The organism is Metapseudomonas otitidis (assembly GCF_011397855.1).
Lineage (GTDB): Bacteria > Pseudomonadota > Gammaproteobacteria > Pseudomonadales > Pseudomonadaceae > Metapseudomonas > Metapseudomonas otitidis.
The window spans coordinates 1,647,491-1,672,844 of the sequence record NZ_AP022642.1 but is presented as its reverse complement, the minus strand read 5'-3'; the positions used below and the strand labels follow the sequence as shown (position 1 = coordinate 1,672,844).

Below are 25,354 nucleotides of genomic sequence, written 5' to 3'. Positions count from 1 at the left end.
AGGGGTGTTTTCATGTTCAACCTCAAACGCTCAGCCAAGATCACCCACACACTGACCCACGCCTTGGCGACGGCAGAGAACACCTTGACGGCTATTGACGTAGCGATGGGTGTCATTGAATTCCAACCCGACGGCACCATCATCAAAGCCAACTCGAACTTCCTGCAGTTGTTCGGTTACAGACTGGATCAAATAGCGGGCAAGGCGCACCGGATGTTCTGCACAACAGACTATGTACGCAGCCCTAATTACGAGCGTTTGTGGAACACATTAAGAAGCGGGCAAGTTGTTCGCGGCGTGTTCCAGCGTCTGGACAGCCAGGGCAAGTCTATCTGGCTGGAGGCCTGCTACTCGCCCGTACTTGAGGACGGCGAAGTACACCGCATCGTCAAACTCGCCTACGACATCACCGAACGGGTCGAGGCCGAAGCAGAAGTGCGCTCACGCCTTGCCGCGCTGGACCGCTCCATGGCAACGATCGAATTCACACCCGATGGCCAGATCCTCAATGCCAACCAGAACTTCCTGGATGTCATGGGCTATACCCTGCACGACTTACGCGGCAAGACCCACCGCGTATTTTGCGAAGCGAACTATGTGCAAAGCACCGACTATGCACTCTTCTGGTCGCAGCTCAATCAGGGGCAGTTTTTCTCCGGGCAATTCAAACGTTTGCGGAGAAGCGGTTCGCCTGTCTGGCTGGAAGCGACGTATAACCCGGTCTACAACTCGGAAGGCGTGCTGATAAAAGTGGTCAAGTTCGCCACCGACATTACCGAGCGCATGGAGAAGTACGAGCAGGACTCACGCAGCGCCAGCACCGCCTACCACATCTCCGTGGAAACGGAACGGGTCGCGGAAAACGGCTCCGAGATCATCCACAAGGCCGCGCGCGAAATGCATGGCATCGCCGAAGACGTCAACGCGTCCACCCATATCGTCGAACAGCTCGGCTCTCGCTCAGAGCGCATCACCACCATCGTCAACACCATCCGCAGCATCGCCGACCAGACCAACCTGCTGGCACTCAATGCCGCCATCGAGGCTGCCCGGGCAGGCGACCAGGGCCGGGGTTTCGCGGTGGTCGCCGATGAGGTTCGGCAACTGGCGGGGCGCACCAGCAGCGCGACGACCGAGATCGCGGAAATGATCGGCATGATCCTGAACGAGACAAGGCAGGCGGTCGAAAGCATGAAACACACCCATCACCGCGCCGAAGCCGGCATCGCCCTGGCGGATCAGGCCGGTGCGGTGATCGAGCAGATCCGCCAGGGCACCAACGACGCCGTGCAGGCGGTCAGCATGTTCGCCAACCTGCTGGACGAGTCGGAGGTGAAGACCGGCGCCTGGCAAACCGGGCACTGAGCCCGCCGACCTGCACGAGAAGGCTTGAAATCGCGCCGGGGATGACGCGACAAAACGTTACGGTATAACATTTGCGACCCCTGACCCCGGCACGGAGACATGAGCGGTTCCGTGCAGCCCCTCCCCGCCCTGTCGACCGGCCTTGCGGCCGCGTCGGGCTGGCTGCCGTCCCGCTCACCTGCCGGGGCGCCCTCCCGACCCGGTTGCAAGGACACACGATGAAGAACGAGCTTGCCCCCCTGGCCATGCTGGCCGCCCTGGCAGGTGGCGCCGAAGCGGCGCCCGCTGGCGAATCCACCCTGACCCTCGGCGAAGTCCGGGTGGACTCCTCCTCCGGGCGCCCCCTGCAGACCGGCAGCAGCGTGCTGACCTCGGTGGACGTGCTGGGCGCCGACAAGGTGGAGGAAAAGAACGTGATGAACAGCTGGGAGCTGCTGGGGCAGATGCCCGGCATCCAGCTGACCGAGACCCGCCAGGGCGCCGAGTCGGGCAAGGCCACCTTCCGCGCCTTCAACGGCGAGGGCTACATCAACGGCATCAAGACCCTGATCGACGGCGTGCCGAGCAACGTCAACAGCGGCAACCAGCGCTTCATCGACATGGTCTTCCCCCTCGACATCGACTACATCGAGGTGGTGCGCGGCACCAACGACCCGCGCTACGGCCTGCACAACATCGGCGGCAACATCAACTTCGTCACCCGCCAGGGCGGCAACTACAGCGACGGCCGGCTGTCCTACGGCAGCTTCAACACCCGCGAACTGCAGGTGGCCGTAGGCCGTGAGTCGGGCAACTTCGCGCAGAACTACTTCTTCGCCAAGCAGGACTCGGACGGCTTCCGCGACCACGCCAGATCGGACAAGTACTCCCTCGGCGCCAAGTGGTTCTTCACCGACGACGAGGGCCTGCTCAAGGTCGGCCTGGTGACCCGCCTCTACCACCACGAGGCCGACGAGCCGGGCTTCCTCACCCGCCAGGAACTCAAGGCCAGCCGCACCGACTCCGCTGCGAAGAACGCCAACGACGGCGACGACCGCGACATGAAGCAGCTGGCGCTGCACCTGGACTGGCAACTGCGCGACGACCTGAGCCTGAGCAACACGCTCTACCACAACCGCTACGAGGACGACCGCAAGGTCACCTTCACCTCCTACGCCGTGGGCAACGCACCGCGCCAGCGCCGCCAGTGGGACGAACGCCAGACCGGCCTGCTGAGCAACCTCACCTGGGCCAGCACCGACTGGCTGACCCTGGACGGCGGCATCAACCTCGAACACCAGGACAACGAGTACCGTCGTTACCGCTACAGCTACAGCGTGCCGACGAACTTCGACGCCCCGCCGGCGCGCATCCAGAACGACGACGCCTACACCCTGGACAACTTCGGCACCTACGTGCAGGCGGTGATCCAGCCCACCGAGCAGTTGAAGATCATCCCGGCGTACCGCCTGGACCGCTTCTCCGGCGAGACCGAGCTGCCCGGCGGCATCAAGGCCGACCTGCAGGACTACGGCTGGATCCGCCAGCCCAAGCTGAGCGTGGTCTACAGCCTCACCCCAGACCTGAACGTCTACGCCAACTGGGGCCGCACCTTCCAGATCCTCACCGGCTCCCGCGAGCCGGCCTACCTCACCGCCGGGCAGAAGGCCTTCAAGCCCTCCATCAACACCGGCAAGGAAGTGGGCGTGCGGTTCAACCCGGTCAACGGCACCGAAACGCGCATCGCCCTGTGGCAGCAGGACGCCACCGACGAAGTGGCCAACATGCCCAGCACCGGCACCACCGTCGGCCTCGGCAAGACCCGCCGGCGCGGCGTCGACCTGCAGCTGACCGCCGAACTCGACGAGCACTGGAGCCTCTGGGCCTCTCACTCGATCCAGGAGGCCAAGGTGGTCAGCGCCTTCACTGCCAGCGGCCAGTCCCTGGCCGGCAAGGAGGTGTTCTCCACCCCGCGCCACATCTCCAACCTGGGGGCGGACTACCGGCTCAACGACGACTGGCGCTTCGGCCTGCAGGCCCGCGCCCAGGGCGACTACTACATCGACGAGCTGAACCAGCAGGGCAAGTACGGCGGCTACGCGCTGCTGGACGCCAGCGTGAACTACCGGCTGAGCCCCACCACCAGCCTGGACCTGCAGGTGAAGAACCTCACCGACCGCCAGTACGAATACGTCTGGTACGACAACTTCTTCTGGGGCGGTGCTGACCAGCCGATGTTCTCCCCCGCACCGGGGCGCACGGCCTACCTGTCGCTGAACCTGAAGCTGTAGCTCCTGGCGGGCGTGGCAGCCGCCCTGCCACGCCCGCGAACCCCATCCCACCGGGCGCAAGCGGTCCTCGACAGCCCGCCCGGCGCGGCCGTAGCATCCGGCCTTTCCCACGAAACCACGGACCGGATCATGGAAAAGACCGACCTGGGCGGCATGCGCTTTCTCATCCACGGCTTCCTCAGCCCCGACGAATGCCAGGGCCACATCCACGCCAGCGAAGCCCTGGGCTACGAAGAAGCCGCCATCCAGACCCGCGACGGCGGCCAGGCGATGAACAAGGCCATCCGCAACAACGACCGCATCCTCTTCGACGACCCGGCCCTGGCCCAGCGCCTGCTGGAACGGGCCCGCCCCTGGCTGCCCGACTGCCTGGACAACGAGTGGCAGTTGGTGGGCCTGAACGAGCGCTTCCGCTTCTACCGCTACACCCCGGAGCAGTACTTCAAATGGCACCGGGACGGCGCCTTCCAGCGCAGCCCCAGCGAGATCAGCCAGCTGACCCTGCTCATCTACCTCAACGACAACTACCAGGGCGGCGCCACCCAACTGCGCGACGAAGCCGACATCCGCCCCGAGACCGGCATGGCACTGGTCTTCCCCCACCGCGTGATGCACCAGGGCTCGCCGATAACGGCCGGGGTGAAGTACGTGCTGCGCACCGATGTGATGTACCGGCGGATAGAAGCCGGGGCCTGACAGCACCTGCTTAGCGAGTGGCCCCACAGAAGCTTGAGCATCGGTGCATCGCCGTGCTCTTTCCACGGCAGAGGTGATGGGCCATCGCCGCCTCAGTGACGATGTTTGCCCCTCCCCCCTCAAGCTGCTACAAGCCTTCATCCCCATTTGAAAGACGAATACCCCCATGGACCACAGTGACAGATCGAATAACCGCCTGTTCGAGCTGGACCTGCTGCGGGCGCTGGTGGCGGTGGCCGATTGCGGCAGTTTCACCAGTGCCGCCGGGCGCCTCAGCTCCACGCAGTCGACGGTGAGCCAGAAGGTCCGGCGGCTGGAGGAGCTGGCCGGGCACCGGTTGCTGGAGCGCGGTAACCGCGATGTGCTGCCCACCGATGCCGGGGAGACGCTGCTGGCCTATGCCCGGCGCATGCTGGCGCTGAACGATGAGCTGCACGAGGCGCTGGCGGGTGCGCGGGTGTCGCTGACGGTGCGCATCGGCGTGCCGGATGACTTCGCCGCCGGCAGCACCACCCGCCACCTGGCGGTGTTCAACCACCACTTCCCCCAGGCCAAGCTGGAGGTCACCAGCGGGCTGAGCCGCGACCTGGCCGCCAGCTATGACCGTGGCGAGCTGGACCTGGTGCTGATCAAGCAGCGCCGCAACAGCCGCGACGCCATCGCCCGCTGGCCGGAGAAGACCCGCTGGGTGGACAGCGCGCGCACCCCGGCTGCCAACCTGGACCCGCTGCCCATCGTCACCTTCCCCCCGCGCGGGCTGTACCGCGACGAGATGATCAGCGCCCTGGAAGCCGCCGGCCGGCGCTGGCGCATCAGCTTCACCAGCTCCAGCCTGAGCGGCATCCAGGCTGCCATCGCCGATGGCATGGGCGTCGGCCTGCTGCCAGCACGGGCGGTGACGGCCGACCACGCGGTGCTGCCGAAGAAGATGGGGCTGCAGCCGCTGGACCTGTTCGAAGTGGCACTGCTGCACCGCCCCAGCGCCGGGCCGGTGATCAAGGCGCTGGCCGAGTCCCTGTGCCGCCTGCTGGACGAGGAGCGCCAGCGCTAAGGTCGCGCATCGCATTCGATAACCGAATGTGACCCATCCCGATATTTAATTTGTGGATGCTAAGACAGCTGGATATCGTGGATTCCGCCCCGCGCACCTGCGACCCGTCCGGTTGCGGCTGCGCCCACGCGACGCCAGCGTCGGCCTCCTGGCCACTGGCGGGGCGCCGAATACCCACAGGAGACTTTTCGTGTCCAAGAAGCCTTTCTATTTCGCCCCCCACGGCGGTCACCCGGCCCAGACCGAGCTGCTGACCGACCGTGCGATGTTCACCGAAGCCTACGCCGTGATCCCCAAAGGGGTGATGCGTGACATCGTCACCAGCCACCTGCCCTTCTGGGACGACATGCGCATGTGGGTCATCGCCCGCCCGCTGTCCGGTTTCGCCGAGACCTTCTCCCAATACATCGTCGAGCTGGCGCCCAACGGCGGCAGCGACAAGCCCGAACTGGACCCGAACGCCGAGGCGGTGCTGTTCATTGTCGAAGGCGAGCTGACCCTGACCCTGCAGGGCCAGGTACACAACATGCAGCCGGGCGGCTATGCGTTCATTCCGCCGGGTGCCGACTACAAGGTGCGCAACACCTCCGGCCAGCACACCCGCTTCCACTGGATCCGCAAGCACTACCAGCGCGTTGACGGCGTGCCGCTGCCGGAAGCCTTCGTCACCAACGAGCAGGACATCGAGCCGAAGGTGATGCCGGACACCGAAGGCCGCTGGAGCACCACCCGCTTCGTGGACATCAGCGACATGCGCCACGACATGCACGTGAACATCGTCAACTTCGAGCCGGGCGGCGTGATCCCCTTCGCCGAGACCCACGTGATGGAACACGGCCTCTACGTGCTGGAAGGCAAGGCGGTGTACCGCCTGAACCAGGACTGGGTCGAGGTGGAGGCCGGCGACTTCATGTGGCTGCGTGCCTTCTGCCCACAGGCCTGCTACTCCGGTGGCCCGGGTCGCTTCCGCTACCTGCTGTACAAGGATGTGAACCGCCACATGCGCCTGACCCTCAACCAGGCCCATTGATCCAAACGACGGGAGCCCAGCGCTCCCGTCGTCGTTTCTGCGGGACCGCAAAAGGCCCGTAGCCTGGGCTTCAGCCCAGGGATACCTCGGTGGACTCCGGCCCCGGGCTGAAGCCCGGGCTACGGTTGCTGCCGAAACTCGGAGCGGCAGCGGTTCGCGAGCAGAGCTCGCTCCTACAAGGCTCGGATCGCCTGATCTCCCATCGTCGTTTCTGCGGGGCCGCAAAGGCTTCGTAGCCTGGGCTTCAGCCCAGGGATGCTTCGGTGAACTCCGGCCCCGGGCTGAAGCCCGGGCTACGGTTGCTGCTGAACCTCTGAGCGGCAGCGGTTCGCGAGCAGAGTTCGCTCCTGCAAGGCTCGGATGGCCTGATCTCCCATCGTCGTTTCTGCGGTGCCGCAAAGGCTTCGTAGCCTGGGCTTCAGCCCAGGGATGCGGGGTCGATCCCGGTCCCGGGCTGAAGCCTGGGCTACGTTGCCCCTCGCCTACCGCTTCACATGCGCTGCGAACCCCTCCTCCCCTGGTGCGACGTCGGGCTTGAGGGTCAGGGCGGGGATCTCGTAGTCCCCCGCGTTCTGCTTCCGGTAGGCGATGGGCTCGGTGCGCCACAGGTCGTCCAGGCGCTGCCCCAGTTCCTGCTGGATGCGGGCGAAGCGTGCCGCGTCGATGCGGCTGGTGCGGTGCACGACGAAGGGCGGCAGCACGTCGAAGCCGGGGTAATGGAGGATGCCGTGGTGGATCGGGAACAGCAGGTCCTCCATCGGGCCGTTGATGCCGCGCGGGCTGTAGTGGGAATCCCAGCCACCGGTGGTGACCACCAGCATGGCCCGCTTGCCGGCCATGGAGCCTTCGCCGTAGCGGTCCCCCCAGCGCGCATCCGAATGCTCGCCCACGCCGTAGGCGAATCCGTAGGCATACACGCGGTCGACCCATCCCTTGAGGATCGCCGGCAGGGTGAACCACCAGAGCGGGAACTGCAGGATGAGCGCATCCGCCCAGCGCAGCTTGTCCTGCTCAGCGGCGATGTCCGGCCTCTGCCGGCCGTTGGCGAAGGCATGCCGGGAGTCCTGCGAGGCATCGAAGCGAGCACCGGGCTCGTGGTCCAGGTTGTCGGCGGCGTCGAGGGTCGGCTTCCAGCCCATGGCGTACAGGTCGGACACCTGCACCGCATGGCCGGCGGCCTGCAGGTGCCGGACGCTGAAGTCCTTCAGCGCGCCGTTGAGGGAGCGGGGTTCAGGGTGGGCATGGACGATCAGGATATTCATGGGGCACCTCACGGGACGGGAGGTACGCAGGATGGGAGCCCGGCAGATATATTGGAAATGAATAGCTGATATCCCAGGTATACGCATGAATAATCTCAGACGGTTGGACCTCAACCTGCTGGTAACCCTCGACACGCTGTTGACCGAACACAACGTCACCCGCACCGCCGAACGCCTGAACTTCTCCCAGCCCTCGGTGAGCGTGCACCTGGCCAAGCTGAGGGAGATCTTCAACGACCCGCTGCTGCTGCCCGGCCCTCGCGGCATGCGCCCCACCGCTCGCGCCGAGGCCCTGCGCGAACCCTTGCGCCAGGCGCTGGAGGCCCTGGAGCGCGCCGTGGCCCCGGCCAGCCCGTTCGACCCCGCCCAGGCCCAGGGCACCTGGCGGGTGGCCGCCACCGACTACGGCGAGTCGGCCATCCTGCTGCCCGCCCTGCCCCGCTTGCGGGCTGCCCCGGGCATGCGCGTGGCGGTGGTGGAGATGGTGCCCTCGCGCATCGCCCGGCAGGCGGAGCATGGGGAAATCGAGCTGGCCTTCCACACCGTGGAGGGCTCGCCCACCAGCCTGCATCGCCGCACCCTGTTCGCCGAACGCTACGTGCTCGCTGGCCGCGCCGGGCATCCCGGCCTCAAGCGGCGGCCGACGCGGGAGCAGTTCTGCGCGCTGGACCAGGCGATCGTCTCGCCCGATGGCGGCGGCTTCAGCGGCCCCACCGACGAGGCCCTGGCAAGCCTGGGCCTGGAACGGAAGGTGGTGCTCTCGGTGCCGCACTTCCTGTTCCTCCGGGCCGTGCTGGAGAGCACCGACCTGGTGGCCATGCTTCCCGAGCGCCTGCTGAAGGGCAGCACGCTGCAGGTGGTCGACGCGCCCGTGGACGTGCCCGGCTACGAGATGGCCATGCTCTGGCACGAACGCGTGCACCGCGACCCGGCCCACCAGTGGCTGCGGGAGCAGATCGTCAGCGCCCTGTGAGCCCGCCGCTCAGCCCGCGCAGCTGATCCACCCCCAGGCCATGCCCAGGGCCGCCAGGTACAGGCCCAGGCCGAACACCAGGTGCGTGCGCAGGCTGCGCAGCCGCGCCTTGAGCGGCTCCGGGGTGCGGGAAGCGGCGATGCCGAGCCCGAAGGCCGGCTGCATCACCAGGAACGGCGCCGCCACGCTCAGCAGCCCGAACGCCAGCGCCGGCCACAGGCTTGGCCGGCACAGCCAGGCCGGCCCGGCAACCGCCACCAGCAACGCGGCGAAGCCGATGCCGATCAGGTAGTGGCAGGTCCAGCCCAGCACCCGTTCACCGCGCACCGGCGCGGCACGGCCGATGCCCGCGTGGCGGAAGCGCCCTCGGGGCATGTGCCCGACCCAGCGCCCCACCAGGGCGTAGTCCAGCCCGGCGTTGCCGGTCAGGCGGCGCAGCAGCCAGCCCCACAGGTCCATCACCAGGGTCGCGCCCACGCCGATCCCCACCACCGCTACCACCGTCTCACCGTTCATGCTTAGCTCCTCCACTGTCACGGAACGCCCGTGGAATCAGGCTGCCAGTTCAAGTCGACTTGAGGTCAAGCATGAAAGAGATGGACATCGCCCAGGTGGCGAGAAACTCCGGCCTGCCGGCCTCGACGCTGCGCTATTACGAGGAGAAGGGACTGATCCGCTCCATCGGCCGCGCCGGCATGAAGCGGGTGTTCAACGCCAACGTGCTGGAGCGCCTGGCGCTGATCGCCATGGGACGGGCGGCGGGGTTCTCGCTGGACGACATCGGCGCCCTGCTCGGCAGCACACGGCAACCGACCCTGGACCGCCAGCGCCTGGCGGAACAGGCCGACGCGCTGGACGCGACCATCCGCCAGCTATCGGCGATCCGCGACAGCCTGCGCCACGCGGTGGACTGCCCGGCGGAGGATCACCTGGCCTGTCCCACCTTCCAGCGCCTGATGAAAGTGGCGGCCCGCGCCGCCACGCGGGAACCGGCGCGGCGGGCGGGTACGAAACGCCGGCCCTGAGACCGGCGCGGGGTCACTGGCTGCCGAACAGCGCGGTCCAGTAGATGCCGGCGTCGCTCTTCGGGTCCACCGAGTAGGCGGCGCCCAGGTCGCGGAACTGCGGGTTCATCAGGTTGGCGCAGTGGCCGGGGCTGGCGAGCCAGCCGTCGAGCACCTTGCGCGAGGTGTCCTGGCCGGCGGCGATGTTCTCGCCGATCTGCCGGCCGATGTAGCCGGACAGCTCGGCGCGGTCACCCGGGGTGCGGCCGTCGCGGTCCTTGTGGTCGAAGAAATTGTTGTTGGCCATGGCGCGGGAGTGCCCCTCGGCCGCCGTGGCCAGGGAGGCGTTCCAGCTCAGCGGCGCAGCGGCGGCGAAGAACTGTGTGCCGCACTGGCGGGACTGGGCGCGGGCGGTGTTGATCTGCTCCAGCAGCTTCTGGCCCTCGGCCTGCCAGTCGCCCAGGCGCCCGGTGAGCAGCGGTCGGGCCAGGACGATGCGCCACTCGCGGTCATCGCGGCTGACGCCGATGTCGACGAACTGCGGGTCCAGCACCACCTGGCAGAAGCTCTCGCGGATGGCCTTCATCGCCGACTGCGCATCGCGGGGGCCGGAAAGGCTGATGGCCTGGACATTGACCATGGGGTAGCGCGACTGGGTCATCGCCTCCTGCAGGTCGCCCATGGTGGTGGCGGAAATCACCAGGCGCGGGTCGGCGGTGAGCGGCGGCAGCTCCAGGGAAGCCTGGCCGGCGCAGCTCTGCACCTGGCCGCGGTAGGCGTTGAGGGCCTCGATCAGCTGCGCTTCATCGCCGGCACGGGCGCCTTGGGCGAGCAACAGGCCCAGCGACAGGGCCGCAAGCCGCAGGACGGTAGAGGTGACGCGCATGAATGCCTCCTTGGACGGGTTGCGCCCGGGTGCGCGAGCCCACTCGGGGCTGGGGTCGCGGCTTATCGGAAGGGCGTATGACCGGCAGACGGGCGATTGGTTGCCTGGCCGGACGGATAGGGGTGGATTCAACCACGGGGGCCGGGCAAATCCCAGGCCATTCGCACCGGGATAGCCCCGTTCAGGGCCGCCAGCCCTGCACCTGGCCCTTGGCATCGGCGCCGAGCAGCAAAAGCCGCTGGGGCCAGTCCACCAGCAACAGGCCGTGCTCGCGGTTGAGGGCGAGGAACGCGCCCATCAAGGCCTGGGAGTCCGCCCCCTCCTCCAGCACGGCGCCCAGCGCCAACAGCCCGCGCGGGCCGGTGTAGCCGTAGAGCCAGGTACCGCGCCCCACGGGCAGGCTGAACCCCTGGGCGAGCCGCCCCAGCACCTGCCCCTCGGCCACCACCACCGGCGCCGGCCCGGGCGTGACGCCGAGCCGCGCGGCCAGGCGCTCCAGTGCATCGGGCAACGGCACCAGCGGCACACCACCCAGCGCGCCAGGGCCCGGCGCCCCGCTGGTCTTGAGCGCACTCAACGCCGCCTCGGCCGCTCCACGCTGGCCCGGCGCCAGGAACTGCACCCGCAACCAGTCCGCCTGGTGCAGCAGCCGCGCACCGCGCAGGTCCCCCTGCACCGGCTCCAGCGGCGGCAGCCCGAGCGAGGCCAGGGCGGGGGCCGCCACAACCGTGTCGACGGCGCGGGCATCAGCCACGGCAGGCACCAGGCCGAGGGCAACCAGCAGGACGATGGGCAACGGATTCATGGGGCAACGCCGGCAAACAAAGGGGCGCGCAGATTACCCACGCCCAGGCACACCGTCAGCGGCCCCAGCATAGGAGCGGCCGGGGATGACAGGGGAATCAGCCGGCGTTTGGGCTTACAGACAGACCGAGGTGGTCATGCAGCCGAACACGAACCAGGTCGGCAGCATGCTTGCCAGCAACATGACCGCACCGATCACCACCATTCCAACGGTTCGCCGCCCCTCGATCCGATAGCGCCACGCCCCCAACAGCAGCAATACCGTGCACACCGCCAGTGAAAGACTGAGCGGCCATTCCAGCGACGCTTGCTGCAATCCCTTGGCGACCAGGTTGCCGACAAAAAGCACGTAACCGCTCCCCACACCGAGGGCCGACACCCATAGCGAAGCCAGACCCGGCGCTCGACGGACGGTCAAGCCCAGCCATCCCAAAAGCATCAGAACCAGTACGACTGGAATGGCCAGGACAACGAGCTCATAGGTGGTCAGCGGGTACTGGACAGGCATGGTTTTCCTCCGTGAAAAGCGCACATGTTGACGCAAGGCAACGCTCGGCACCACGCAGCGAGCATCATCGGCGACCGCCCGGACGACCGTCCCAGAACGTGGCACCCGACACCCCACCACCCCATGGAAGGAACCCCATGAGCCCTGCCCTGCGAACCCCCGACCACGTCCGTTTCCCCCTGCGACAGCGGAGGGGCTGACATGGACCGGCTGGAACTGCTCGACGAACTGGACCGCCTGCTGCCCCCGGTGGACAAGCCCGTAGGTCCGGACCTGTCCTTTCACCCCAGCGGCTGCGACGCCTGCGACATGCTGCGCACGGAGCTGGCCATCTGGCCCGGGCGCAAGCTGCCGATGGAGGCCCTCTTCTGGCTGCACGACGACATGAGCAGCCTCTCCGCCGCCGGCTGGCGCTGGGCGCTGCCCTCCTACCTGCGGCTGGTGCTGGAGTCGCCGCCCGATGAGATCAACCTGCTGCTGGGCTTCCTCATCCTCAACCTCAACCCCTCCCCCGCCTACCGCGAGGACACCCGCACCCGCCTCGGCGCGCTGGATGCGCAGCAGCTCGGGCTGCTGCTGCGCTTCATGCAGTGGTGCGGCGAGCAGCCGTGGCTGCTGGCCTGGGGCGAAGACATCGACCAGGCCTGCAGCTTCCTCGACGACCTGCGCCGCCGGCGCTGAGCCTCAGCCCGGCAAGCCGTGCCGCGCCCGGGCGGCCTGCACCACCCGCTCGGCCGGCACCCGCAACTGCACCAGCAGGTACTCGGCGAAATCCGCCGCGTAGCCCTGCCGGGCGATCGCCCGCTCCATGCACAGCAGCCACGCCTCGCTGAGCGCCTCGTCGATGGGCCAGCGGGCATGGAACGCCGGGATGGCGATGGCGCCGTACTTCTCGCTGAACAGGCGCGGGCCGCCCAGCCAGCCGCTTAGGAAGCAGGCCAGCTTGTCCCGCGAGGGCGCCAGATCCTCGGGGTGCAGCCGGCGCAGCGCCGCCGCCTCGGGCAGGCTGTCCATCTGCTGGTAGAAGTCGTCGACCAGACGGCGCAAACCGTCGATGCCGCCGGCAGCCTGGTAAGAGGCATCGCCGACGCCGTAGGGCGCATGGCTCATGGAGGGCTCCGGGCAAAGCGCGGATTGTAGCGACGGCCGGTCGCCAGCGGTGACAAGCCCGGCCGGCGCATACCAGAATGGCCCGCCCAGCCCGAGGAGAGCGACACCATGCAGATCGGCCAGCTCATCGCCCGCAGCGGCGCCAGCGCCAAGGCCATCCGCCTCTACGAGAGCCGTGGCCTGCTGGGCCCGGTACCACGTCGGGGCACCTATCGCTGCTACGACATGTCGCACCTCGAACGCCTGCTGTTGATCCGCCAGGCGCAATCGGTGGGCTTCAGCCTCGCCGAACTGGAGCCCCTGCTGCGGGGCGTGGACACGCCCGACTGGGCGTTGCTGCGCCAGCACCTGCAGGCCAAGCGCCAGGCAGTACGCGCCGAATTGGTCCGCCTGCGCCGGCTGGACGCCCGGCTGGGAGAGGTCGACGAAGAGATCGCCCGGTGCCTGGCCGACACCGCACGGGCCGACGACGTGCTCTGCAACACCTCTGCCCCCTCTGTGGCTTGACTCTGCCCTTAGGGGCAGACCGCAGACTGCCGCCTTGCTCAAGGAGGCGGTACATGAACACGAGAAAGGTACTGGTGGTGCTCGGCCATCCGGACGGTGACAGCTACTGCGCGGCCCTGGCCGAGGCCTACGGCGAAACGGCCCGGCAGGCCGGCCACGACGTGCGCACCCTGGCGCTGCATCACCTGCAGTTCGACCCGGTGCTGCGCAGCGGCTACCGCCACCCACAGCCCCTGGAGGCGGACCTGGTCGAGGCCTGCAACCTGCTTACCTGGGCCGACCACCTGTGCTTCGTCTACCCCATCTGGTGGGGTGGCGTACCGGCGCTGCTCAAGGGCTTTCTGGACCGCGTGCTGCTGCCCGGCTTCGCCTTCGCCTATCGCGACGGCAACCCATGGCCGGAGCAACTGCTGAAGGGGCGCTCGGCTCACCAGTTGGTCACCCTCGACACGCCACCCTGGTACTTCCGCTGGGTGCAGGGCGCGCCGGGCCTGCGGCAGATGGAGTGCACCACCCTGCGTTTCTGCGGCATACGCCCGGTGAAGACGCTGACCCTGGGCCCGATCCGCAAGGCCGGTGCCCCACGCCTGGAAAACGGCCTGCACCGTGCCCGACGCCTGGCGAGGGCGCTGTGAACCCCCGCGCACCACTCGGCGCCCCGCTGGCAGGCGCCCCTGCTGGCCCGGTAGAATCGCCGCCCTGCCGGACGGTCACGTCCGCCCCATCAACCTGCGGGAGATACGCCATGGGCGCCCAGTGGAAAGCCAAACCCAAAGAAGCCGCCGCCAACGCCCGAGGGAAGATCTTCGGCAAGCTGGTGAAGGAAATCATGATCGCCGCGCGCAACGGCGCCGACCCGGACATGAACCCCAAGCTGCGCCTGGCCGTTCACCAGGCCAAGAAGGCCTCCATGCCCAAGGACACCCTGGAGCGCGCCATCAAGAAAGGCGCCGGGCTGTCCGGTGAGGTGGTCAACTACGAGCGCACCCTGTACGAAGGCTTCGCCCCGCACCGCGTGCCGGTGATTGTCGAGTGCCTGACCGACAACCTGAACCGCACCGTGGCGGAAATCCGCGTGCTGTTCCGCAAGGGCCAGCTGGGCACCTCCGGCTCCGTGTCCTGGGACTTCGACCACCTGGGCATCATCGAGGCCGAGCCGGCCAACGCCGATGCCGACGTGGAACTGGCCGCCATCGAAGCCGGCGCCCAGGATTTCGAGCCCGGTGACGACAACACCAGCGTGTTCTACACCGAGCCCACCGACCTGGACGCCGTGTGCAAGGCCCTGCCGGACTTCGGCTTCACCGTGCATTCGGCCAACCTCGGCTACAAGGCCAAGAACCCGGTCACCCTCTCCGGCGCCGAGCTGGAGGAAGTGGAGGCCTTCCTCGAAGCCCTCGACGGCCACGATGACGTGCAGAACGTCTACGTGGGCCTCTCCGTGGCCTGATGAGCCGCCGGGACTTCCACGAGGAACACGCCGAGCGCGCCCGCGCCGACGCGTTGCGCCTGCTGGCCCAGCGCGTCGCCCTCGGCCCGCGCTGGCTGGCCTGGGTGGCCACCGAGCTCTACCAGTTCAAGCCGCCGGAATACGCCAACATGGTGCGCCGCGAGCTGGAGAGGCTGACCTCGGCCCAGCGCCTGCTGGACGCGCCGGGCACCACGGTCCACTGACCCGCGCGTCACAGCGCGGGCACTCCTCACGCAGGCTTCAGCCGTGCGCCCAGCCTGGGCGTCCCCAGCAGCAAGCCCGCCACCTCGATGATTTCCTCCAGCGCCGCCTCCAGGGTGATGGGCGAGGGCTCCAGCAGCAGGTCCGCCGCGTAGCTGTTGGCCAGGGCGGTGATCTGCCGGGTGGCCCGTGGCAGGTCATCGCAGCTGAACACCCCACTGGCGCATCCCTCGGCGATCAGCCCCAGCAGCAGCCCTTGCCATTGGCCGAGCGCCAGCCGGTAGGCCTCGGCCAGTTCCGGGTCGTGCAGGGATTCGTCCCAGGCATCCAGCCAGAGCGTCCAGGCCGCATCGTCCTTGCGCGCCGGCAGGCAATCGCGCATCAGCGCGATGAGCGCAGGCTCGGGGTCGAGCCCCTGGAGCAACGCCTGGGTGCCGGCCAACTGTTCCTCGGAGAAGCGCTCGAACGCCGCCCGGCGCAGGGTCTTCCAGTCACTGAAGTAGTGGTACAGGTGGCTACGGGACAACCCCGTGTGCTCCGCCAGGTCACGGGTGGAGACGCTGGCCAGGCCGTTGCGCAGGAACAGCTCCAGGGCGGCGGTGATGATCTGATCCTTGCGTTCGGCAACGGGGGAACGGGCCATGGGATCTCCGGGGGATGAGTGGCTCTTGAATTTTGAGCGACTGCTCAAGGAAAATTGAGCGGCCGCTCAAATCATAGCGCGGCCCTTCTTCACTCACTACGGTCTACCGACGATGCACCCCCTCGATACCGAGCAACTGGCCTCCACCGGCGCCCGCCTCGGCCAGCAATCCGCCGCCACCACCCTCAAGGCCATCGCCTGCGCCTACCCCGGCAAGCTGCTGGGCACCTTCTCCCTGGTCGCCCTGGAGAACCTGCTGATGCTGGCCTACCCGCTGTTCGCCGGGTTCGCCATCGACGCCATCGTGCGTGGCGAAGCACGCCTGGCGGTGCTCTATGCGCTGGTGGTGCTGGGCTTCTGGGTGGTGGGCGCGGCGCGCCGTGCAGTGGACACCCGCACCTTCACCCGCATCTATGCCGAACTGGCGGTGCCGGTGGTGCTGCACCAGCGCCGGCAGCAGCATGGCACCTCGAAGGTGGCGGCACGGGTGGTGCTGGCCCGGGAGTTCGTCGACTTCTTCGAGAAGCAGATCCCGGTAATCGCCACCGCCCTGGTCTCCATCGTCGGCGCCGCGGCGATGCTGCTGGCCATCGAGCCCTGGGTGGGCGCGGCCTGCCTGCTGGCCCTCTCGCTGTGCCTGGCCTGCCTGCCGCGCTTCGCCACCCGCAACCAGGCCCTGCACGAGCGCCTGAACGACCGCCTGGAGCAGGAGGTGGCGCTGGTGGGTCGGGTCGGCCGGGGCAGCCTGCTGCGCCACTACCGGCACCTGTCGAGCCTACGGGTGCGGCTCTCCGACCGCGAGGCAGTGGCCTACCTGCTGCTGGGGGTGATGGCTGCGCTGCTGTTCGTGGTCGCCATCACCTGCCTGGCCTCTGCCGAGCAGATCAAGGCCGGGCACATCTACGCGGTGATGACCTACCTGTGGACCTTCGTCGGCAGCCTGGACGAAGCGCCCTCGGTGGTGGACCAGCTGGCCCGCCTGCGGGACATCGGCAAGCGCGTCGACATCGGCCGGGACGACACCCCGGCCTGATCAGTGGGCCGGGCGCTGGGCCTGCTGCCGCAGCTCGCGGGCCACGTCGAACTGCTGGCGGTAGGCCGGCGACTCCACCGCGTCGTAATCGCGGGTGTAGCGCCGGGCGAATTCCAGGCTGCCCCACTGGCGGTACTGCTGGACGTGGAACAGCTCGTGGGCCCAGAGCGCGGCGTCCTGGGCCAGGGCCTCGTTGCGGAAGACGATCACGTCCACCAGCGTCACCGCCTTGATGTCGGGGTTCTGCAACATGGTGCGGGCGGCGGCCATGTCGTCGGCATCGCCCACCCGGTAGCGCACGTTGTCGAGCACGTCGGTGGGGTAGTACGGCAGCAGCATCTGGCGGATCGCCGGCGGGATCGGCGCGGTGCCCTGGCTCAGCGCCGAGGCGCGAGAACGCAGGATCCAGCCCTCCAGGGAGGTGGCCGCCACTTCGCCGACCCGCTGCTGGGCCGGGCCGATCACCCCGTCCGGGTCGGGCACGCAGATGCAGCCCCCCAGGCAGACCTGCGTCTGCCCCGCCGGGCAGGACGCGGCAAAGGCGGGCGAGGCGGACAACAGCAGCAACCCGAGGCAGCGGGTGGACAGGGCAAGGCGCATGGACGACTCCGGGACGAAACGCGCGGCGATACTTGGGCAGCCGCGCGCTGTTGTCCAGCCCCCACGGGCGCCTCTAAAAACGTAGGCGAGGCAGCCAGCGCAAGGCAAAAACAGGCGAAGAAGCGCAGTTTACGCGGGGTAAATGAGCATTTTGATCGGACTCGCGCACGAGCCTGTTTTTAACGCCGCGATGGCAACGCAGGTAGTTTTTAGAGGTGCCCCGACGGCGTTTGACTGGCCGGCGCATTACGGTAGGCTCTGCGCTTTTCCAGAGGAGTCCACCCATGCCCCGCGCAACCGCCCGCCACATCCTGGTTTCCAGCGAAGCCAAGTGCAACGAACTGAAAGCCGCCATCGAAGGCGGTGCCGACTTCGCCCAGGTCGCCAAGGACAACTCCACCTGCCCTTCCAGCCGTGACGGCGGCAACCTCGGTTCCTTCGGCCCCGGCCAGATGGTCCGCGAGTTCGACACCGTGGTCTTCAGCGCGCCGGTCGGCGTGGTCCAGGGCCCGGTGAAGACCCAGTTCGGCTACCACCTGGTGGAAGTCACCAGCCGCCAGGACTGATCCGCCCCGAGGCCCGGCAGCGCCGGGCCTTTCCACGTTCCCTTCTCCCCTCCCCCTCTTCCCCCTGCGACGCCGTGCCGGATGGCACGCCCCGCGCCGCCACTGCTAGGCTTGCCCGATCCACCCAGCAAGGAGGCGGGATGAGCGACTCCCTCGACACGGTCCCCGGCGTATTCACCTACCTGGACCTGCTGCACCAGCACCAGGGCTCCGACATGTTCTTCAGCGTCGGCTCGCCGCCCCACATCAAGATCGAAGGCCACGCCCGGCCCGTGGGCGAACGCGCCCTGCAGCCCGGCGAAGTGCGCCAGCTCGCCTATCAGCTGATGTCCCCCGCCCAGGTCACCGAGTTCGAGCGCGAATGGGAGATGAACCTGGCCGTCAGCCTGCCCGGCAGCGGCCGCTTCCGCGCCAACATGTACCTGCAGCGGGGCGAGGTCTCGATGGTGGTGCGCCTGATCAAGACCAGCATCCCCAGCCTGGAGAGCCTCGGCCTGCCACCGGTGCTGGAGAAGCTGGCCCTGCAGGACCGCGGCCTGATCCTGGTGGTGGGCGCCGCCGGCTCCGGCAAGTCCACCACCCTGGCGGCCATGCTCGACCACCGCAACGCCCAGCGCAGCGGCCACATCATCTGCATCGAAGACCCCATCGAGTTCCTCCACCCGCACCGTCGCTCCATCGTCGACCAACGCGAGGTGGGCCTGGACACCCACAGCTTCTCCGCCGCCCTGCGCAACGTCCTGCGCGAGGCGCCGGACGTGATCATGCTCGGCGAGGTGCGCGACGCCGACACCATGCAGCACGCCCTGCACTACGCCGAGACCGGCCACCTGTGCGTGGCCACGCTGCATGGCACCAGCGCCCGCCATGCCATCGAGCGCGTCACCCGCTTCTTCCCCGACGAGGCCCGCAAGCAGGTGCTCGCCGACCTCTCGCAGAACCTCCTGGCCATGGTCGGCCAGCGCCTGGTGCCAGGCATCGACCACAAGCGCGTGGCCGCCGTGGAACTGATGCTGGGCACGCCCCACGTGCGAGACCTGGTGCTGCGCGACGAGTTGCACGAGCTCAAGGACGCCATCGAGAACGCCCTGGAGGCCGGCATGTGCAGCTTCGACCAGAGCCTGTTCCGCCTGGTCGAGGCCAACCGCGTCAGCCTGGCCGATGCGCTGCGCTTCGCCGACTCGCGTACCGACCTGGCGCTGAAGGTGAAGCTGGAGCACGGCTTCGACGGTCAGGACGCCGAGCGCAAGGTGCTGCGCGACGCCTGATCGCCCACCAGCGGTCGATGACCACCATCGACCGGCACGATTCGCACCCGCGCCAGCGCTGGAGTAAGGTCGCCCCTTCTCGACGACACAAGGCAGGTGGGCGATGGCAGCCCAGAACGAACAGACCCAGACCCCGCCGGCGGACGCCGGCAGCCCCCATGACGGCGCCTCCCCGGTGGCGCGTCAGGCGAACGCCCGTGGCGATGCAGCGGTGATCGCCACCCTCCTCCCCTACCTGCGCCCCTACACCGGGCGCATCGCCGTGGCCCTGGGGCTGATCCTCGCGGCCAAGCTGGTCAACCTCTACGTGCCCATGGCGCTCAAGCAGATCGTCGACCAGCTCAACGTCGCCCCCAGCCTGGTGGTGCTGCCGGCCGGCCTGCTGCTGGCCTACGGTGCCGCACGCATCGGCGTGACCCTGTTCACCGAGCTGCGCCAGGTGGTGTTCGCCCGGGTCATGGCGCGGGCCTCGCGGCAGATCACCCTGCAGGTGTTCCAGCACCTGCACGGCCTCAGCCTCAAGTTCCACCTGGGCCGCCGCACCGGCGGCGTGGCACGGGATGTGGAGCGCGGCGGCAGCGCCATCTCCGACCTGCTGGACTGGACCCTCTACACCATCGTCCCGACCCTGGTGGAGATCGTCATGGTCACCGCCGTGCTGGTCTGGGCCTATGACTGGGGCTTCGCCCTCATCACCCTCGCCACCCTGGTGGCCTACGGCCTGTGGACGGTGGCGGTGACCGAGTGGCGCACCGCCTACTACCGCGCCTCGGTGGAGGCGGACACCCGCGCCAACGAGCGCGCGGTGGACTCGCTGCTCAACTACGAGACGGTGAAGTACTTCAACAACGAAGCCCACGAAGCCGCTCGCTACGACGAGAACCTGCGCCACCTGGAGAACGCCAAGGTCAAGGCGACCAAGTCCCTGGCACTGCTCAACCTGGGCCAGACCGCCATCGTCGCCCTGGGCGTGACCGCGATGATGTGGCGCGCCGCCGCCGGCGTGGTGGCCGGCGAGCTGACCATCGGCGACCTGGTGCTGGTGAACACCTACCTGCTGCAGCTCTCCGCGCCGCTGTTCCTGCTCGGCATGATGTACCGCGAGGTGAAGCAGTCGCTGACCAACATGGAGCGGCTGTTCGGCCTGCTGGACGAGCGCCAGGACGTGCGCGATGCCGAGGGCGCCGTACCGCTGCAGGCCACCCGGCCCCGGGTGCGCTTCGAGAACGTGCACTTCGGCTACGACCCGCGCCGGGAGATCCTCCACGGCGTGGACTTCGAGATCCCGCCCGGCGGCACGGTGGCGGTGGTGGGGCATTCCGGCTCGGGCAAGTCCACCCTCGCCCGCCTGCTGTACCGCTTCTACGACATCGACAGCGGCCACATCCGCATCGACGGCCACGACCTGCGGGAGCTGACCCAGTCGTCCCTGCGCGGGGCCATCGCCATCGTTCCCCAGGACACGGTGCTGTTCAACGACAGCATCTACTACAACATCCGCTACGGCCGCCCCGATGCCACCCGCGAAGAGGTGGAGGCCGCCGCCCGCGCCGCCCACATCCACGACTTCATCCAGCGCCTGCCCGACGGCTACGAGACCCCGGTGGGCGAGCGCGGCCTGAAGCTCTCCGGCGGCGAGAAACAGCGCGTCGCCATCGCCCGGGCCTTGCTGAAGAACCCGGCGATCCTGATCTTCGACGAGGCCACCTCGGCGCTGGACTCCAAGTCCGAGAAGGCCATCCAGACCGCCCTCGACCGCATCCAGGAAGGCCGCACCACCCTGGTCATCGCCCACCGCCTGTCGACGGTGATGGACGCCGACCAGATCCTGGTGCTCGACGCCGGCCGGGTGATCGAAAAGGGCACCCACCGCGAACTGCTGGAGGCCGGCGGCACCTACGCGCAGATGTGGACCCTGCAGCAGCAGGAGCCGGACGAGCCCGCCGAAGCCTGAGCCGAGGGCCGGTCGCCCCACGACCGGCCCCTTGCCAAGCGCCGCGCTTCCTGCGAAAACGCGCGCCTTCCCCACCGGAGCGACTCCCATGAGCGATGAACTGAAGATCGAAGACCTGCTCGAAGGCGACGGCAAGGCCGTGGTCAAGGGCGCGCTGATCACCACCCAGTACAACGGCTGGCTGGAGGACGGCACCCTGTTCGACTCCTCCTACCAGAAAGGCCGCCCCTTCCAGTGCGTGATCGGCACCGGCCGCGTGATCAAGGGCTGGGACCAGGGCCTGATGGGCATGAAGGTCGGCGGCAAGCGCAAGCTCCACGTCCCCGCCCACCTGGCCTACGGCGACCGCCAGGTCGGCGCCCACATCACCCCCGGCTCCAACCTCGTGTTCGAGATCGAACTGCTGGAAGTGCTGACCCGGGACGACTGAACCGGGAGCCTTTGCCCTTTGCAACGACATGTATGAAGCGCACGCTGACCCCACCGTCTGGCTGAAAAGGTGAGGCAGGGAAACTGCCCCTTCAGGAGGCCGAGCGCAGTCGTTGCGCAGGGGGACGAGCGGAATGGATGCCGCGAGAAGCGAGTCAGGCCATGGATGGCCCATCGCACACCTGTCAGCTATGTCTCCGGTCCGTACAGGGCGACTGCCAAAAGGGGCTCGCCCGGCAAGGCGAAACAGAAGACATCCGCGGAACTCGGTAATCAACTTAGTCCTCTAGCAGCAGCCTCCTCACCCCAAAAGCACCGGGTCCCTCGCAGGCCCCGGCCCCCTTTCTCTACACCCGCTCAGGGCTTCGCCACCCACGGCTTCGGCCGCTCATAGGCCCCCAGGTCACAGCGCGCCACGCCATCACCATCCCCATCACGCGGGCGCTTGGAACCGCGCTGGTCACGGGCGGTGCAGGTGCCGATGCCGGCGTCCACCGCCGGGCTGCGCGGGCGCAGGGCATGGGTCTGGGTACGGCCGTTGTTGTCCGCCAGCGGGTAGAGAACCTTGGTCATCACATCGGCCTGTTCCACGTAGAGCTCGCCCGTGCAGTTACCCGGACCGGTGCCGAGCAGCAGGCCGATGGCCTTGTACTGCGCCTGGGCGCCCCGGTTGTCGCAGTTCATCGGGGTCGCCAGGTCCTCGTCGAGGTTGCCGGCGATGATGCTGTTGCGCAGGGTCACCTTGCCGAGGTTGATCAGCCCGTAGCCGCCGCTGTTGTTGGCGATGGTCACGTTCACCAGCAGCGCTTCGGGCGGCGTGCCGCCCACCTGGTACTGGCCGTTGTTGAAGGTCGCCTGGCCGTAGTAGGGCTGGCGGTTGCCGCTGAGGGTGGCATTGGCCAGGGTCAGCACGCCGTCGTTGCCGATGGCCGAGCCGAAGCTGGCTTCGTTGCCGGTGAAGGTGGTGCGCGCCACGTCGGCGCGGCCCTTGTTGTAGAGCCCGCCGCCGAAGCCGGCGTCATCGTCGTCGCTGGCGCGGTTGCCGAGCAGGGTGCTGTCGCGCAGCAACAGATCGCCGTCGTTGTACAGGCCGCCGCCGAGGCCGTAGTGCCCTTCGCCGGCCCCCGCCCAGTTGTTGGCGAACAGCGAGCGGTGCACCTCCAGCCGTCCGTGGTTGGCCACGCCGCCGCCGTTGCCGGGCTGGAAGGCCGCCGTGGAGCGGTTGCCGCTCACCTCCACCTGGCGCAGCACCACTTCGCCGTGGTTCTCCAGGGCGCCGCCGTAGGTGGAGCTGTGCCCACCGGTGAGGCGCAGGCGCTCCAGCACCACGCGGGCCCCGGCGAACACTTCGATCAGCCGGTCGTTGGCCTCGGGGCTGCCGCTGATGATGGTGCGGCTGGGGCCCTGGCCGACGATGGTGAGGGAATCGCGGATGTCGAGGTCGCCGTTGAGGTTGTCGTCCTCGTCCAGCACATCGCCCTCCTCGTCGCGCCCGGCGGGCAGGCTGAGGCGGTAGGTTTCGGCCTGGAGGATGATGCGGTCCGGCCCCGGCAGCGCATTGGCGGCGGAAACCGCGTCGCGCAGGGAGCAGTGGGCATCGCAGACCCCGTCGTAGCGGTCGTCGGTCTGGTTGACGATGAAGTCGGCTGCGCCGGCCGGCAGGCCGAGGAAGGCAAGGGACAGTGCGGCGCAGGGGGCGCCGAGGCGAGAGGGGATACGTGGCATGTGCATGACCCGTCCTGAGTGTCGTGGACAGGGCGCGGTCGCTGTTCGAGGTGAGCGTCCAGGCCCTGCCGGTTCCAATGGGTGCGGATACGACCGGGCCTCCGCACGTTCCGCTCGAGTGCGGCAGGGTGATCGACCGGCGCAACATGTCTCGGGTTCAACGAACCGGACGGAAGGTCATCCGCAGCCTGGACACCCCGTCGCAGAGCGGTCGGCTCCGGCAGGCAGCACGGGCAGTCGCCCACGCTGCCAGGGGCAAAACGCGACCTTAGGCGGGTTGAACCCCTTGGACGACTTGGTCAGAATCGCCGCCTTTCGAAAAACCGAGCCGCACCGAACATGAAGAACACGCTCAGCCTGATCGCCCTCTGCATCGCCGCCTCCACCTCGGCCCTGGCCGACGACCAGTCCACCGCCAAGGGCTTCGTGGAAGACAGCCACCTCGACGTGCTGCTGCGCAACGCGTACATGAACCGCGACTACAAGCACCACAACAAGGACAAGATGGAGTGGGGCCAGGGCGTCATCGGCACCTTCACCTCCGGCTTCACCCAGGGCACCGTGGGCGTGGGCGTCGACGCCTTCGGCCTCTACGGCCTGCGCCTGGACGGCGGCAAGGGCCGTGTCGGCGCGGCCGGCATCGACTTCTTCAAGCCCGGCGACAGCGGCCACGCCCAGGACGACATCGCCCGTGGCGGTGCGGCGGTCAAGGCGCGCTTCTCCAACACCGTGGTGAAGTTCGGTGACCAGATGCCCGCCCTGCCGGTGCTGAGCTACGACGATTCGCGCCTGCTGCCGGAGAGCTACACCGGCACCCTGATCACCTCCAAGGAGATCGAGGGCCTGGAGCTGAACGCCGGCCACTTCACCGCCGAGGCCCGCAAGAGCGCCGAAGGCCGTGACAGCGGCGGTCTCAAGCGCATCGACGTGCTGGGCGGCAGCTACCGCTTCAACGACCAGTTCAGCGCCTCGCTGTACGGCTCCGACGTGGAAGACGTGCTGAAGAAGCAGTACGTGAACCTGAACTACGTCTACCCGATCGCCAAGGACCGCTCCCTGACCCTGGACTTCAACGGCTACCGCACCCGCCTGGACAAGGACTTCGCCAAGGACGACAACCGCACCAACCGCATCTGGAGCCTGGCGGCCACCTACGCCATGGGCGCGCACTCCTTCACCCTCGCCCACCAGCGCAGCAGCGGTGACATCGGCTACCTCTACGGCGGCTACCAGAGTGCCGACTACATCGGCGACGGCGGCACCACCATCTGGCTGGCCAACTCCTACTGGTCGGACTTCAACGGCAAGGACGAGAACTCCTGGCAGGTGGCCTACGGCCTGGACTTCGCCGAGTACGGCATCCCCGGCCTGAGCTACCGCGTGGCCTACGTGCGCGGCGACAACATCGACGCCGGCCAGGCCGGCCGTGGCCAGGAGCGCGAGATCTTCAACCAGCTGCAGTACCTGGTGCAGGAAGGCCCGGCCAAGGACCTCAAGCTGAAGCTGCGCGGTTCGATGCTGCGGGCGTCCAACAACGTCAACAGCTATGTGGACGATGGCAACGAGGTGCGGGTGTTCGTGGAGTACCCGATCCGGGTGTTCTGATTCCCGTCCCGTTCCGAAAGGCCCCGTCGTGAAAGCGCCGGGGCTTTTTATTGGCGGTGGTCCTGTCTTCCCAGGCGCTGATACCCACTCTCCCCCCAGCCTTATCCCAGGTAGTGAAAAATTGAGCGAATTCCGAGCACACACTTTGCTGTTGCCTGACGCGGGGGGAGACTGAAAAAGAAACGCGCCCGCCAAGGCGAAACAGGTGACATCAGCAGAACTCGATAACCAGCCGAGCTACAAATCCCCCGCCGACACACCGTCGAACGGTTCACATAAACACCCGGTGCTGCCCATCCACTGACTAATGGCCTGGCGCCATCAAGCCGATCCGGGCACCATGCGCACCCGGCGGCGATACCGCCCTGGACAGTCGTACCGAAAAGGATTGGA

At 68.0% G+C, this 25,354-nt stretch carries 27 protein-coding genes; 18 read left to right on the top strand and 9 right to left on the bottom strand.

Translation table 11 applies throughout. The annotated features are described in order from the left end of the window. Positions 1–12: 12 nt before the first annotated feature. The 5 genes from PotMrB4_RS28360 (at position 13) to PotMrB4_RS07865 (ending at position 6,412) form a co-directional block, all read left to right on the top strand. Positions 13–1,365 (top strand): methyl-accepting chemotaxis protein, encoded by a 1,353-nt coding sequence (locus tag PotMrB4_RS28360; RefSeq protein WP_394354025.1) that lies wholly within the window; start codon positions 13–15, stop codon positions 1,363–1,365. 218 nt (positions 1,366–1,583) lie between these two features. Beyond that, a complete protein-coding gene (locus PotMrB4_RS07880; RefSeq protein ID WP_172432952.1) occupies positions 1,584–3,635 on the top strand; it encodes a TonB-dependent receptor in 2,052 nt (683 codons plus the stop codon). A gap of 129 nt (positions 3,636–3,764) precedes the next feature. Further along, positions 3,765–4,331 carry a prolyl hydroxylase family protein gene (locus PotMrB4_RS07875; protein WP_074969029.1) on the top strand — a complete coding sequence of 189 codons (567 nt, stop codon included), beginning with the start codon at positions 3,765–3,767 and terminating at the stop codon, positions 4,329–4,331. Positions 4,332–4,497: 166 nt separating this feature from the next. Next, the gene (locus tag PotMrB4_RS07870) at positions 4,498–5,382 is read left to right on the top strand and encodes a LysR substrate-binding domain-containing protein (protein WP_044407304.1); all 885 of its coding nucleotides are present in this window, start codon (positions 4,498–4,500) and stop codon (positions 5,380–5,382) included. 190 nt (positions 5,383–5,572) lie between these two features. Further along, the gene (locus tag PotMrB4_RS07865; protein WP_074969031.1) at positions 5,573–6,412 is read left to right on the top strand and encodes a bifunctional allantoicase/(S)-ureidoglycine aminohydrolase; all 840 of its coding nucleotides are present in this window, start codon (positions 5,573–5,575) and stop codon (positions 6,410–6,412) included. A gap of 482 nt (positions 6,413–6,894) precedes the next feature. Here PotMrB4_RS07865 and PotMrB4_RS07860 read toward each other — a convergent pair whose 3' ends face one another. Continuing rightward, positions 6,895–7,674 (bottom strand): NAD(P)H-dependent oxidoreductase, encoded by a 780-nt coding sequence (locus PotMrB4_RS07860; protein WP_172432951.1) that lies wholly within the window; start codon positions 7,672–7,674, stop codon positions 6,895–6,897. 85 nt (positions 7,675–7,759) lie between these two features. Here PotMrB4_RS07860 and PotMrB4_RS07855 point away from each other — a divergent pair, with 85 nt between their 5' ends. Further along, positions 7,760–8,647: a LysR family transcriptional regulator gene (locus PotMrB4_RS07855; protein ID WP_142011307.1), complete on the top strand. Its 888-nt coding sequence runs from the start codon at positions 7,760–7,762 to the stop codon at positions 8,645–8,647. 9 nt (positions 8,648–8,656) lie between these two features. On the opposite strand, the gene PotMrB4_RS07850 is transcribed toward PotMrB4_RS07855, so the two are convergent. Next, positions 8,657–9,163 (bottom strand): DUF2938 domain-containing protein, encoded by a 507-nt coding sequence (locus PotMrB4_RS07850; RefSeq protein ID WP_172432950.1) that lies wholly within the window; start codon positions 9,161–9,163, stop codon positions 8,657–8,659. Positions 9,164–9,234: 71 nt separating this feature from the next. On the opposite strand from PotMrB4_RS07850, the gene PotMrB4_RS07845 reads away from it, so the two are divergent. Continuing rightward, a complete protein-coding gene (locus PotMrB4_RS07845) occupies positions 9,235–9,672 on the top strand; it encodes a helix-turn-helix domain-containing protein (RefSeq protein ID WP_172432949.1) in 438 nt (145 codons plus the stop codon). A 13-nt stretch (positions 9,673–9,685) separates the two neighbouring features. Here the strand turns inward: PotMrB4_RS07845 and PotMrB4_RS07840 are convergent, their stop codons facing one another. The 3 genes from PotMrB4_RS07840 to PotMrB4_RS07830 all read right to left on the bottom strand — a co-directional run bounded on the left by PotMrB4_RS07840 (position 9,686) and on the right by PotMrB4_RS07830 (position 11,849). After that, positions 9,686–10,537 (bottom strand): CAP domain-containing protein, encoded by an 852-nt coding sequence (locus PotMrB4_RS07840; protein ID WP_044407322.1) that lies wholly within the window; start codon positions 10,535–10,537, stop codon positions 9,686–9,688. Between the two features lie 181 nt (positions 10,538–10,718). Further along, the gene (locus PotMrB4_RS07835) at positions 10,719–11,342 is read right to left on the bottom strand and encodes a hypothetical protein (protein WP_172432948.1); all 624 of its coding nucleotides are present in this window, start codon (positions 11,340–11,342) and stop codon (positions 10,719–10,721) included. Positions 11,343–11,456: 114 nt separating this feature from the next. Continuing rightward, complete coding sequence (locus tag PotMrB4_RS07830; protein ID WP_142011314.1) at positions 11,457–11,849, bottom strand: hypothetical protein; 393 nt, start codon at positions 11,847–11,849, stop codon at positions 11,457–11,459. 201 nt (positions 11,850–12,050) lie between these two features. Here PotMrB4_RS07830 and PotMrB4_RS07825 point away from each other — a divergent pair, with 201 nt between their 5' ends. Further along, complete coding sequence (locus tag PotMrB4_RS07825; RefSeq protein WP_142011316.1) at positions 12,051–12,530, top strand: hypothetical protein; 480 nt, start codon at positions 12,051–12,053, stop codon at positions 12,528–12,530. Between the two features lie 3 nt (positions 12,531–12,533). Here the strand turns inward: PotMrB4_RS07825 and PotMrB4_RS07820 are convergent, their stop codons facing one another. Continuing rightward, positions 12,534–12,959, bottom strand: coding sequence for a group II truncated hemoglobin (locus PotMrB4_RS07820; RefSeq protein ID WP_172432947.1), 426 nt, complete (start codon positions 12,957–12,959; stop codon positions 12,534–12,536). Between the two features lie 108 nt (positions 12,960–13,067). Here PotMrB4_RS07820 and PotMrB4_RS07815 point away from each other — a divergent pair, with 108 nt between their 5' ends. From PotMrB4_RS07815 to PotMrB4_RS07800, 4 genes are all read left to right on the top strand, one after another. Next, the gene (locus PotMrB4_RS07815) at positions 13,068–13,466 is read left to right on the top strand and encodes a MerR family transcriptional regulator (RefSeq protein ID WP_172432946.1); all 399 of its coding nucleotides are present in this window, start codon (positions 13,068–13,070) and stop codon (positions 13,464–13,466) included. A gap of 53 nt (positions 13,467–13,519) precedes the next feature. Next, complete coding sequence (locus PotMrB4_RS07810; protein WP_107330647.1) at positions 13,520–14,101, top strand: NAD(P)H-dependent oxidoreductase; 582 nt, start codon at positions 13,520–13,522, stop codon at positions 14,099–14,101. 110 nt (positions 14,102–14,211) lie between these two features. Further along, complete coding sequence (locus PotMrB4_RS07805; RefSeq protein ID WP_172432945.1) at positions 14,212–14,916, top strand: YebC/PmpR family DNA-binding transcriptional regulator; 705 nt, start codon at positions 14,212–14,214, stop codon at positions 14,914–14,916. Next, on the top strand, positions 14,916–15,140 hold the full coding sequence (locus PotMrB4_RS07800; protein ID WP_044407341.1) for a hypothetical protein: 225 nt from the start codon (positions 14,916–14,918) through the stop codon (positions 15,138–15,140). Before PotMrB4_RS07805 ends, PotMrB4_RS07800 begins: the two co-directional genes overlap by 1 nt. Before the next feature lie 26 nt (positions 15,141–15,166). Here PotMrB4_RS07800 and PotMrB4_RS07795 read toward each other — a convergent pair whose 3' ends face one another. After that, positions 15,167–15,781, bottom strand: a complete 615-nt coding sequence (locus PotMrB4_RS07795; protein ID WP_172432944.1) for a TetR/AcrR family transcriptional regulator — start codon at positions 15,779–15,781, stop codon at positions 15,167–15,169. A gap of 112 nt (positions 15,782–15,893) precedes the next feature. Between PotMrB4_RS07795 and PotMrB4_RS07790 the strand changes: the two genes are divergently transcribed. Further along, positions 15,894–16,814, top strand: a complete 921-nt coding sequence (locus PotMrB4_RS07790; RefSeq protein WP_172432943.1) for an ABC transporter six-transmembrane domain-containing protein — start codon at positions 15,894–15,896, stop codon at positions 16,812–16,814. On the opposite strand, the gene PotMrB4_RS07785 is transcribed toward PotMrB4_RS07790, so the two are convergent. Beyond that, positions 16,815–17,414: an eCIS core domain-containing protein gene (locus PotMrB4_RS07785; RefSeq protein WP_172432942.1), complete on the bottom strand. Its 600-nt coding sequence runs from the start codon at positions 17,412–17,414 to the stop codon at positions 16,815–16,817. A gap of 284 nt (positions 17,415–17,698) precedes the next feature. Here PotMrB4_RS07785 and PotMrB4_RS07780 point away from each other — a divergent pair, with 284 nt between their 5' ends. The 4 genes from PotMrB4_RS07780 (at position 17,699) to PotMrB4_RS07765 (ending at position 21,632) form a co-directional block, all read left to right on the top strand. Then, on the top strand, positions 17,699–17,980 hold the full coding sequence (locus PotMrB4_RS07780; RefSeq protein ID WP_044407352.1) for a peptidylprolyl isomerase: 282 nt from the start codon (positions 17,699–17,701) through the stop codon (positions 17,978–17,980). 140 nt (positions 17,981–18,120) lie between these two features. After that, on the top strand, positions 18,121–19,248 hold the full coding sequence (locus PotMrB4_RS07775; RefSeq protein ID WP_044407355.1) for a PilT/PilU family type 4a pilus ATPase: 1,128 nt from the start codon (positions 18,121–18,123) through the stop codon (positions 19,246–19,248). Between the two features lie 103 nt (positions 19,249–19,351). Further along, entirely contained in the window at positions 19,352–21,202 is a 1,851-nt protein-coding gene (locus tag PotMrB4_RS07770; RefSeq protein WP_172432941.1) for an ABCB family ABC transporter ATP-binding protein/permease, read from the top strand. Positions 21,203–21,290: 88 nt separating this feature from the next. Beyond that, a complete protein-coding gene (locus tag PotMrB4_RS07765; protein ID WP_044407361.1) occupies positions 21,291–21,632 on the top strand; it encodes an FKBP-type peptidyl-prolyl cis-trans isomerase in 342 nt (113 codons plus the stop codon). 356 nt (positions 21,633–21,988) lie between these two features. On the opposite strand, the gene PotMrB4_RS07760 is transcribed toward PotMrB4_RS07765, so the two are convergent. Further along, positions 21,989–23,362, bottom strand: coding sequence for a CSLREA domain-containing protein (locus PotMrB4_RS07760; RefSeq protein ID WP_142011335.1), 1,374 nt, complete (start codon positions 23,360–23,362; stop codon positions 21,989–21,991). Positions 23,363–23,695: 333 nt separating this feature from the next. Between PotMrB4_RS07760 and PotMrB4_RS07755 the strand changes: the two genes are divergently transcribed. Beyond that, on the top strand, positions 23,696–24,961 hold the full coding sequence (locus PotMrB4_RS07755) for an OprD family porin (RefSeq protein ID WP_107331410.1): 1,266 nt from the start codon (positions 23,696–23,698) through the stop codon (positions 24,959–24,961). Positions 24,962–25,354 lie beyond the last annotated feature (393 nt).

Excerpts from the sequence above, each read along its gene's own strand:
- PotMrB4_RS07790 (WP_172432943.1), top strand. The coding sequence starts at position 15,894 with ATGCACCCCCTCGATACCGAGCAACTGGCCTCCACCGGCGCCCGCCTC.
- PotMrB4_RS07795 (WP_172432944.1), bottom strand. The coding sequence starts at position 15,781 with ATGGCCCGTTCCCCCGTTGCCGAACGCAAGGATCAGATCATCACCGCC.
- PotMrB4_RS07845 (WP_172432949.1), top strand. The coding sequence starts at position 9,235 with ATGAAAGAGATGGACATCGCCCAGGTGGCGAGAAACTCCGGCCTGCCG.
- PotMrB4_RS07875 (WP_074969029.1), top strand. The coding sequence starts at position 3,765 with ATGGAAAAGACCGACCTGGGCGGCATGCGCTTTCTCATCCACGGCTTC.
- PotMrB4_RS07800 (WP_044407341.1), top strand. The coding sequence starts at position 14,916 with ATGAGCCGCCGGGACTTCCACGAGGAACACGCCGAGCGCGCCCGCGCC.
- PotMrB4_RS07840 (WP_044407322.1), bottom strand. The coding sequence starts at position 10,537 with ATGCGCGTCACCTCTACCGTCCTGCGGCTTGCGGCCCTGTCGCTGGGC.
- PotMrB4_RS07805 (WP_172432945.1), top strand. The coding sequence starts at position 14,212 with ATGGGCGCCCAGTGGAAAGCCAAACCCAAAGAAGCCGCCGCCAACGCC.
- PotMrB4_RS07825 (WP_142011316.1), top strand. The coding sequence starts at position 12,051 with ATGGACCGGCTGGAACTGCTCGACGAACTGGACCGCCTGCTGCCCCCG.
- PotMrB4_RS07775 (WP_044407355.1), top strand. The coding sequence starts at position 18,121 with ATGAGCGACTCCCTCGACACGGTCCCCGGCGTATTCACCTACCTGGAC.
- PotMrB4_RS07760 (WP_142011335.1), bottom strand. The coding sequence starts at position 23,362 with ATGCACATGCCACGTATCCCCTCTCGCCTCGGCGCCCCCTGCGCCGCA.
- PotMrB4_RS07870 (WP_044407304.1), top strand. The coding sequence starts at position 4,498 with ATGGACCACAGTGACAGATCGAATAACCGCCTGTTCGAGCTGGACCTG.
- PotMrB4_RS07855 (WP_142011307.1), top strand. The coding sequence starts at position 7,760 with ATGAATAATCTCAGACGGTTGGACCTCAACCTGCTGGTAACCCTCGAC.
- PotMrB4_RS07780 (WP_044407352.1), top strand. The coding sequence starts at position 17,699 with ATGCCCCGCGCAACCGCCCGCCACATCCTGGTTTCCAGCGAAGCCAAG.
- PotMrB4_RS07850 (WP_172432950.1), bottom strand. The coding sequence starts at position 9,163 with ATGAACGGTGAGACGGTGGTAGCGGTGGTGGGGATCGGCGTGGGCGCG.
- PotMrB4_RS07755 (WP_107331410.1), top strand. The coding sequence starts at position 23,696 with ATGAAGAACACGCTCAGCCTGATCGCCCTCTGCATCGCCGCCTCCACC.
- PotMrB4_RS07830 (WP_142011314.1), bottom strand. The coding sequence starts at position 11,849 with ATGCCTGTCCAGTACCCGCTGACCACCTATGAGCTCGTTGTCCTGGCC.
- PotMrB4_RS07880 (WP_172432952.1), top strand. The coding sequence starts at position 1,584 with ATGAAGAACGAGCTTGCCCCCCTGGCCATGCTGGCCGCCCTGGCAGGT.
- PotMrB4_RS07860 (WP_172432951.1), bottom strand. The coding sequence starts at position 7,674 with ATGAATATCCTGATCGTCCATGCCCACCCTGAACCCCGCTCCCTCAAC.
- PotMrB4_RS07820 (WP_172432947.1), bottom strand. The coding sequence starts at position 12,959 with ATGAGCCATGCGCCCTACGGCGTCGGCGATGCCTCTTACCAGGCTGCC.
- PotMrB4_RS07815 (WP_172432946.1), top strand. The coding sequence starts at position 13,068 with ATGCAGATCGGCCAGCTCATCGCCCGCAGCGGCGCCAGCGCCAAGGCC.
- PotMrB4_RS07770 (WP_172432941.1), top strand. The coding sequence starts at position 19,352 with ATGGCAGCCCAGAACGAACAGACCCAGACCCCGCCGGCGGACGCCGGC.
- PotMrB4_RS07810 (WP_107330647.1), top strand. The coding sequence starts at position 13,520 with ATGAACACGAGAAAGGTACTGGTGGTGCTCGGCCATCCGGACGGTGAC.
- PotMrB4_RS28360 (WP_394354025.1), top strand. The coding sequence starts at position 13 with ATGTTCAACCTCAAACGCTCAGCCAAGATCACCCACACACTGACCCAC.
- PotMrB4_RS07785 (WP_172432942.1), bottom strand. The coding sequence starts at position 17,414 with ATGCGCCTTGCCCTGTCCACCCGCTGCCTCGGGTTGCTGCTGTTGTCC.
- PotMrB4_RS07765 (WP_044407361.1), top strand. The coding sequence starts at position 21,291 with ATGAGCGATGAACTGAAGATCGAAGACCTGCTCGAAGGCGACGGCAAG.
- PotMrB4_RS07835 (WP_172432948.1), bottom strand. The coding sequence starts at position 11,342 with ATGAATCCGTTGCCCATCGTCCTGCTGGTTGCCCTCGGCCTGGTGCCT.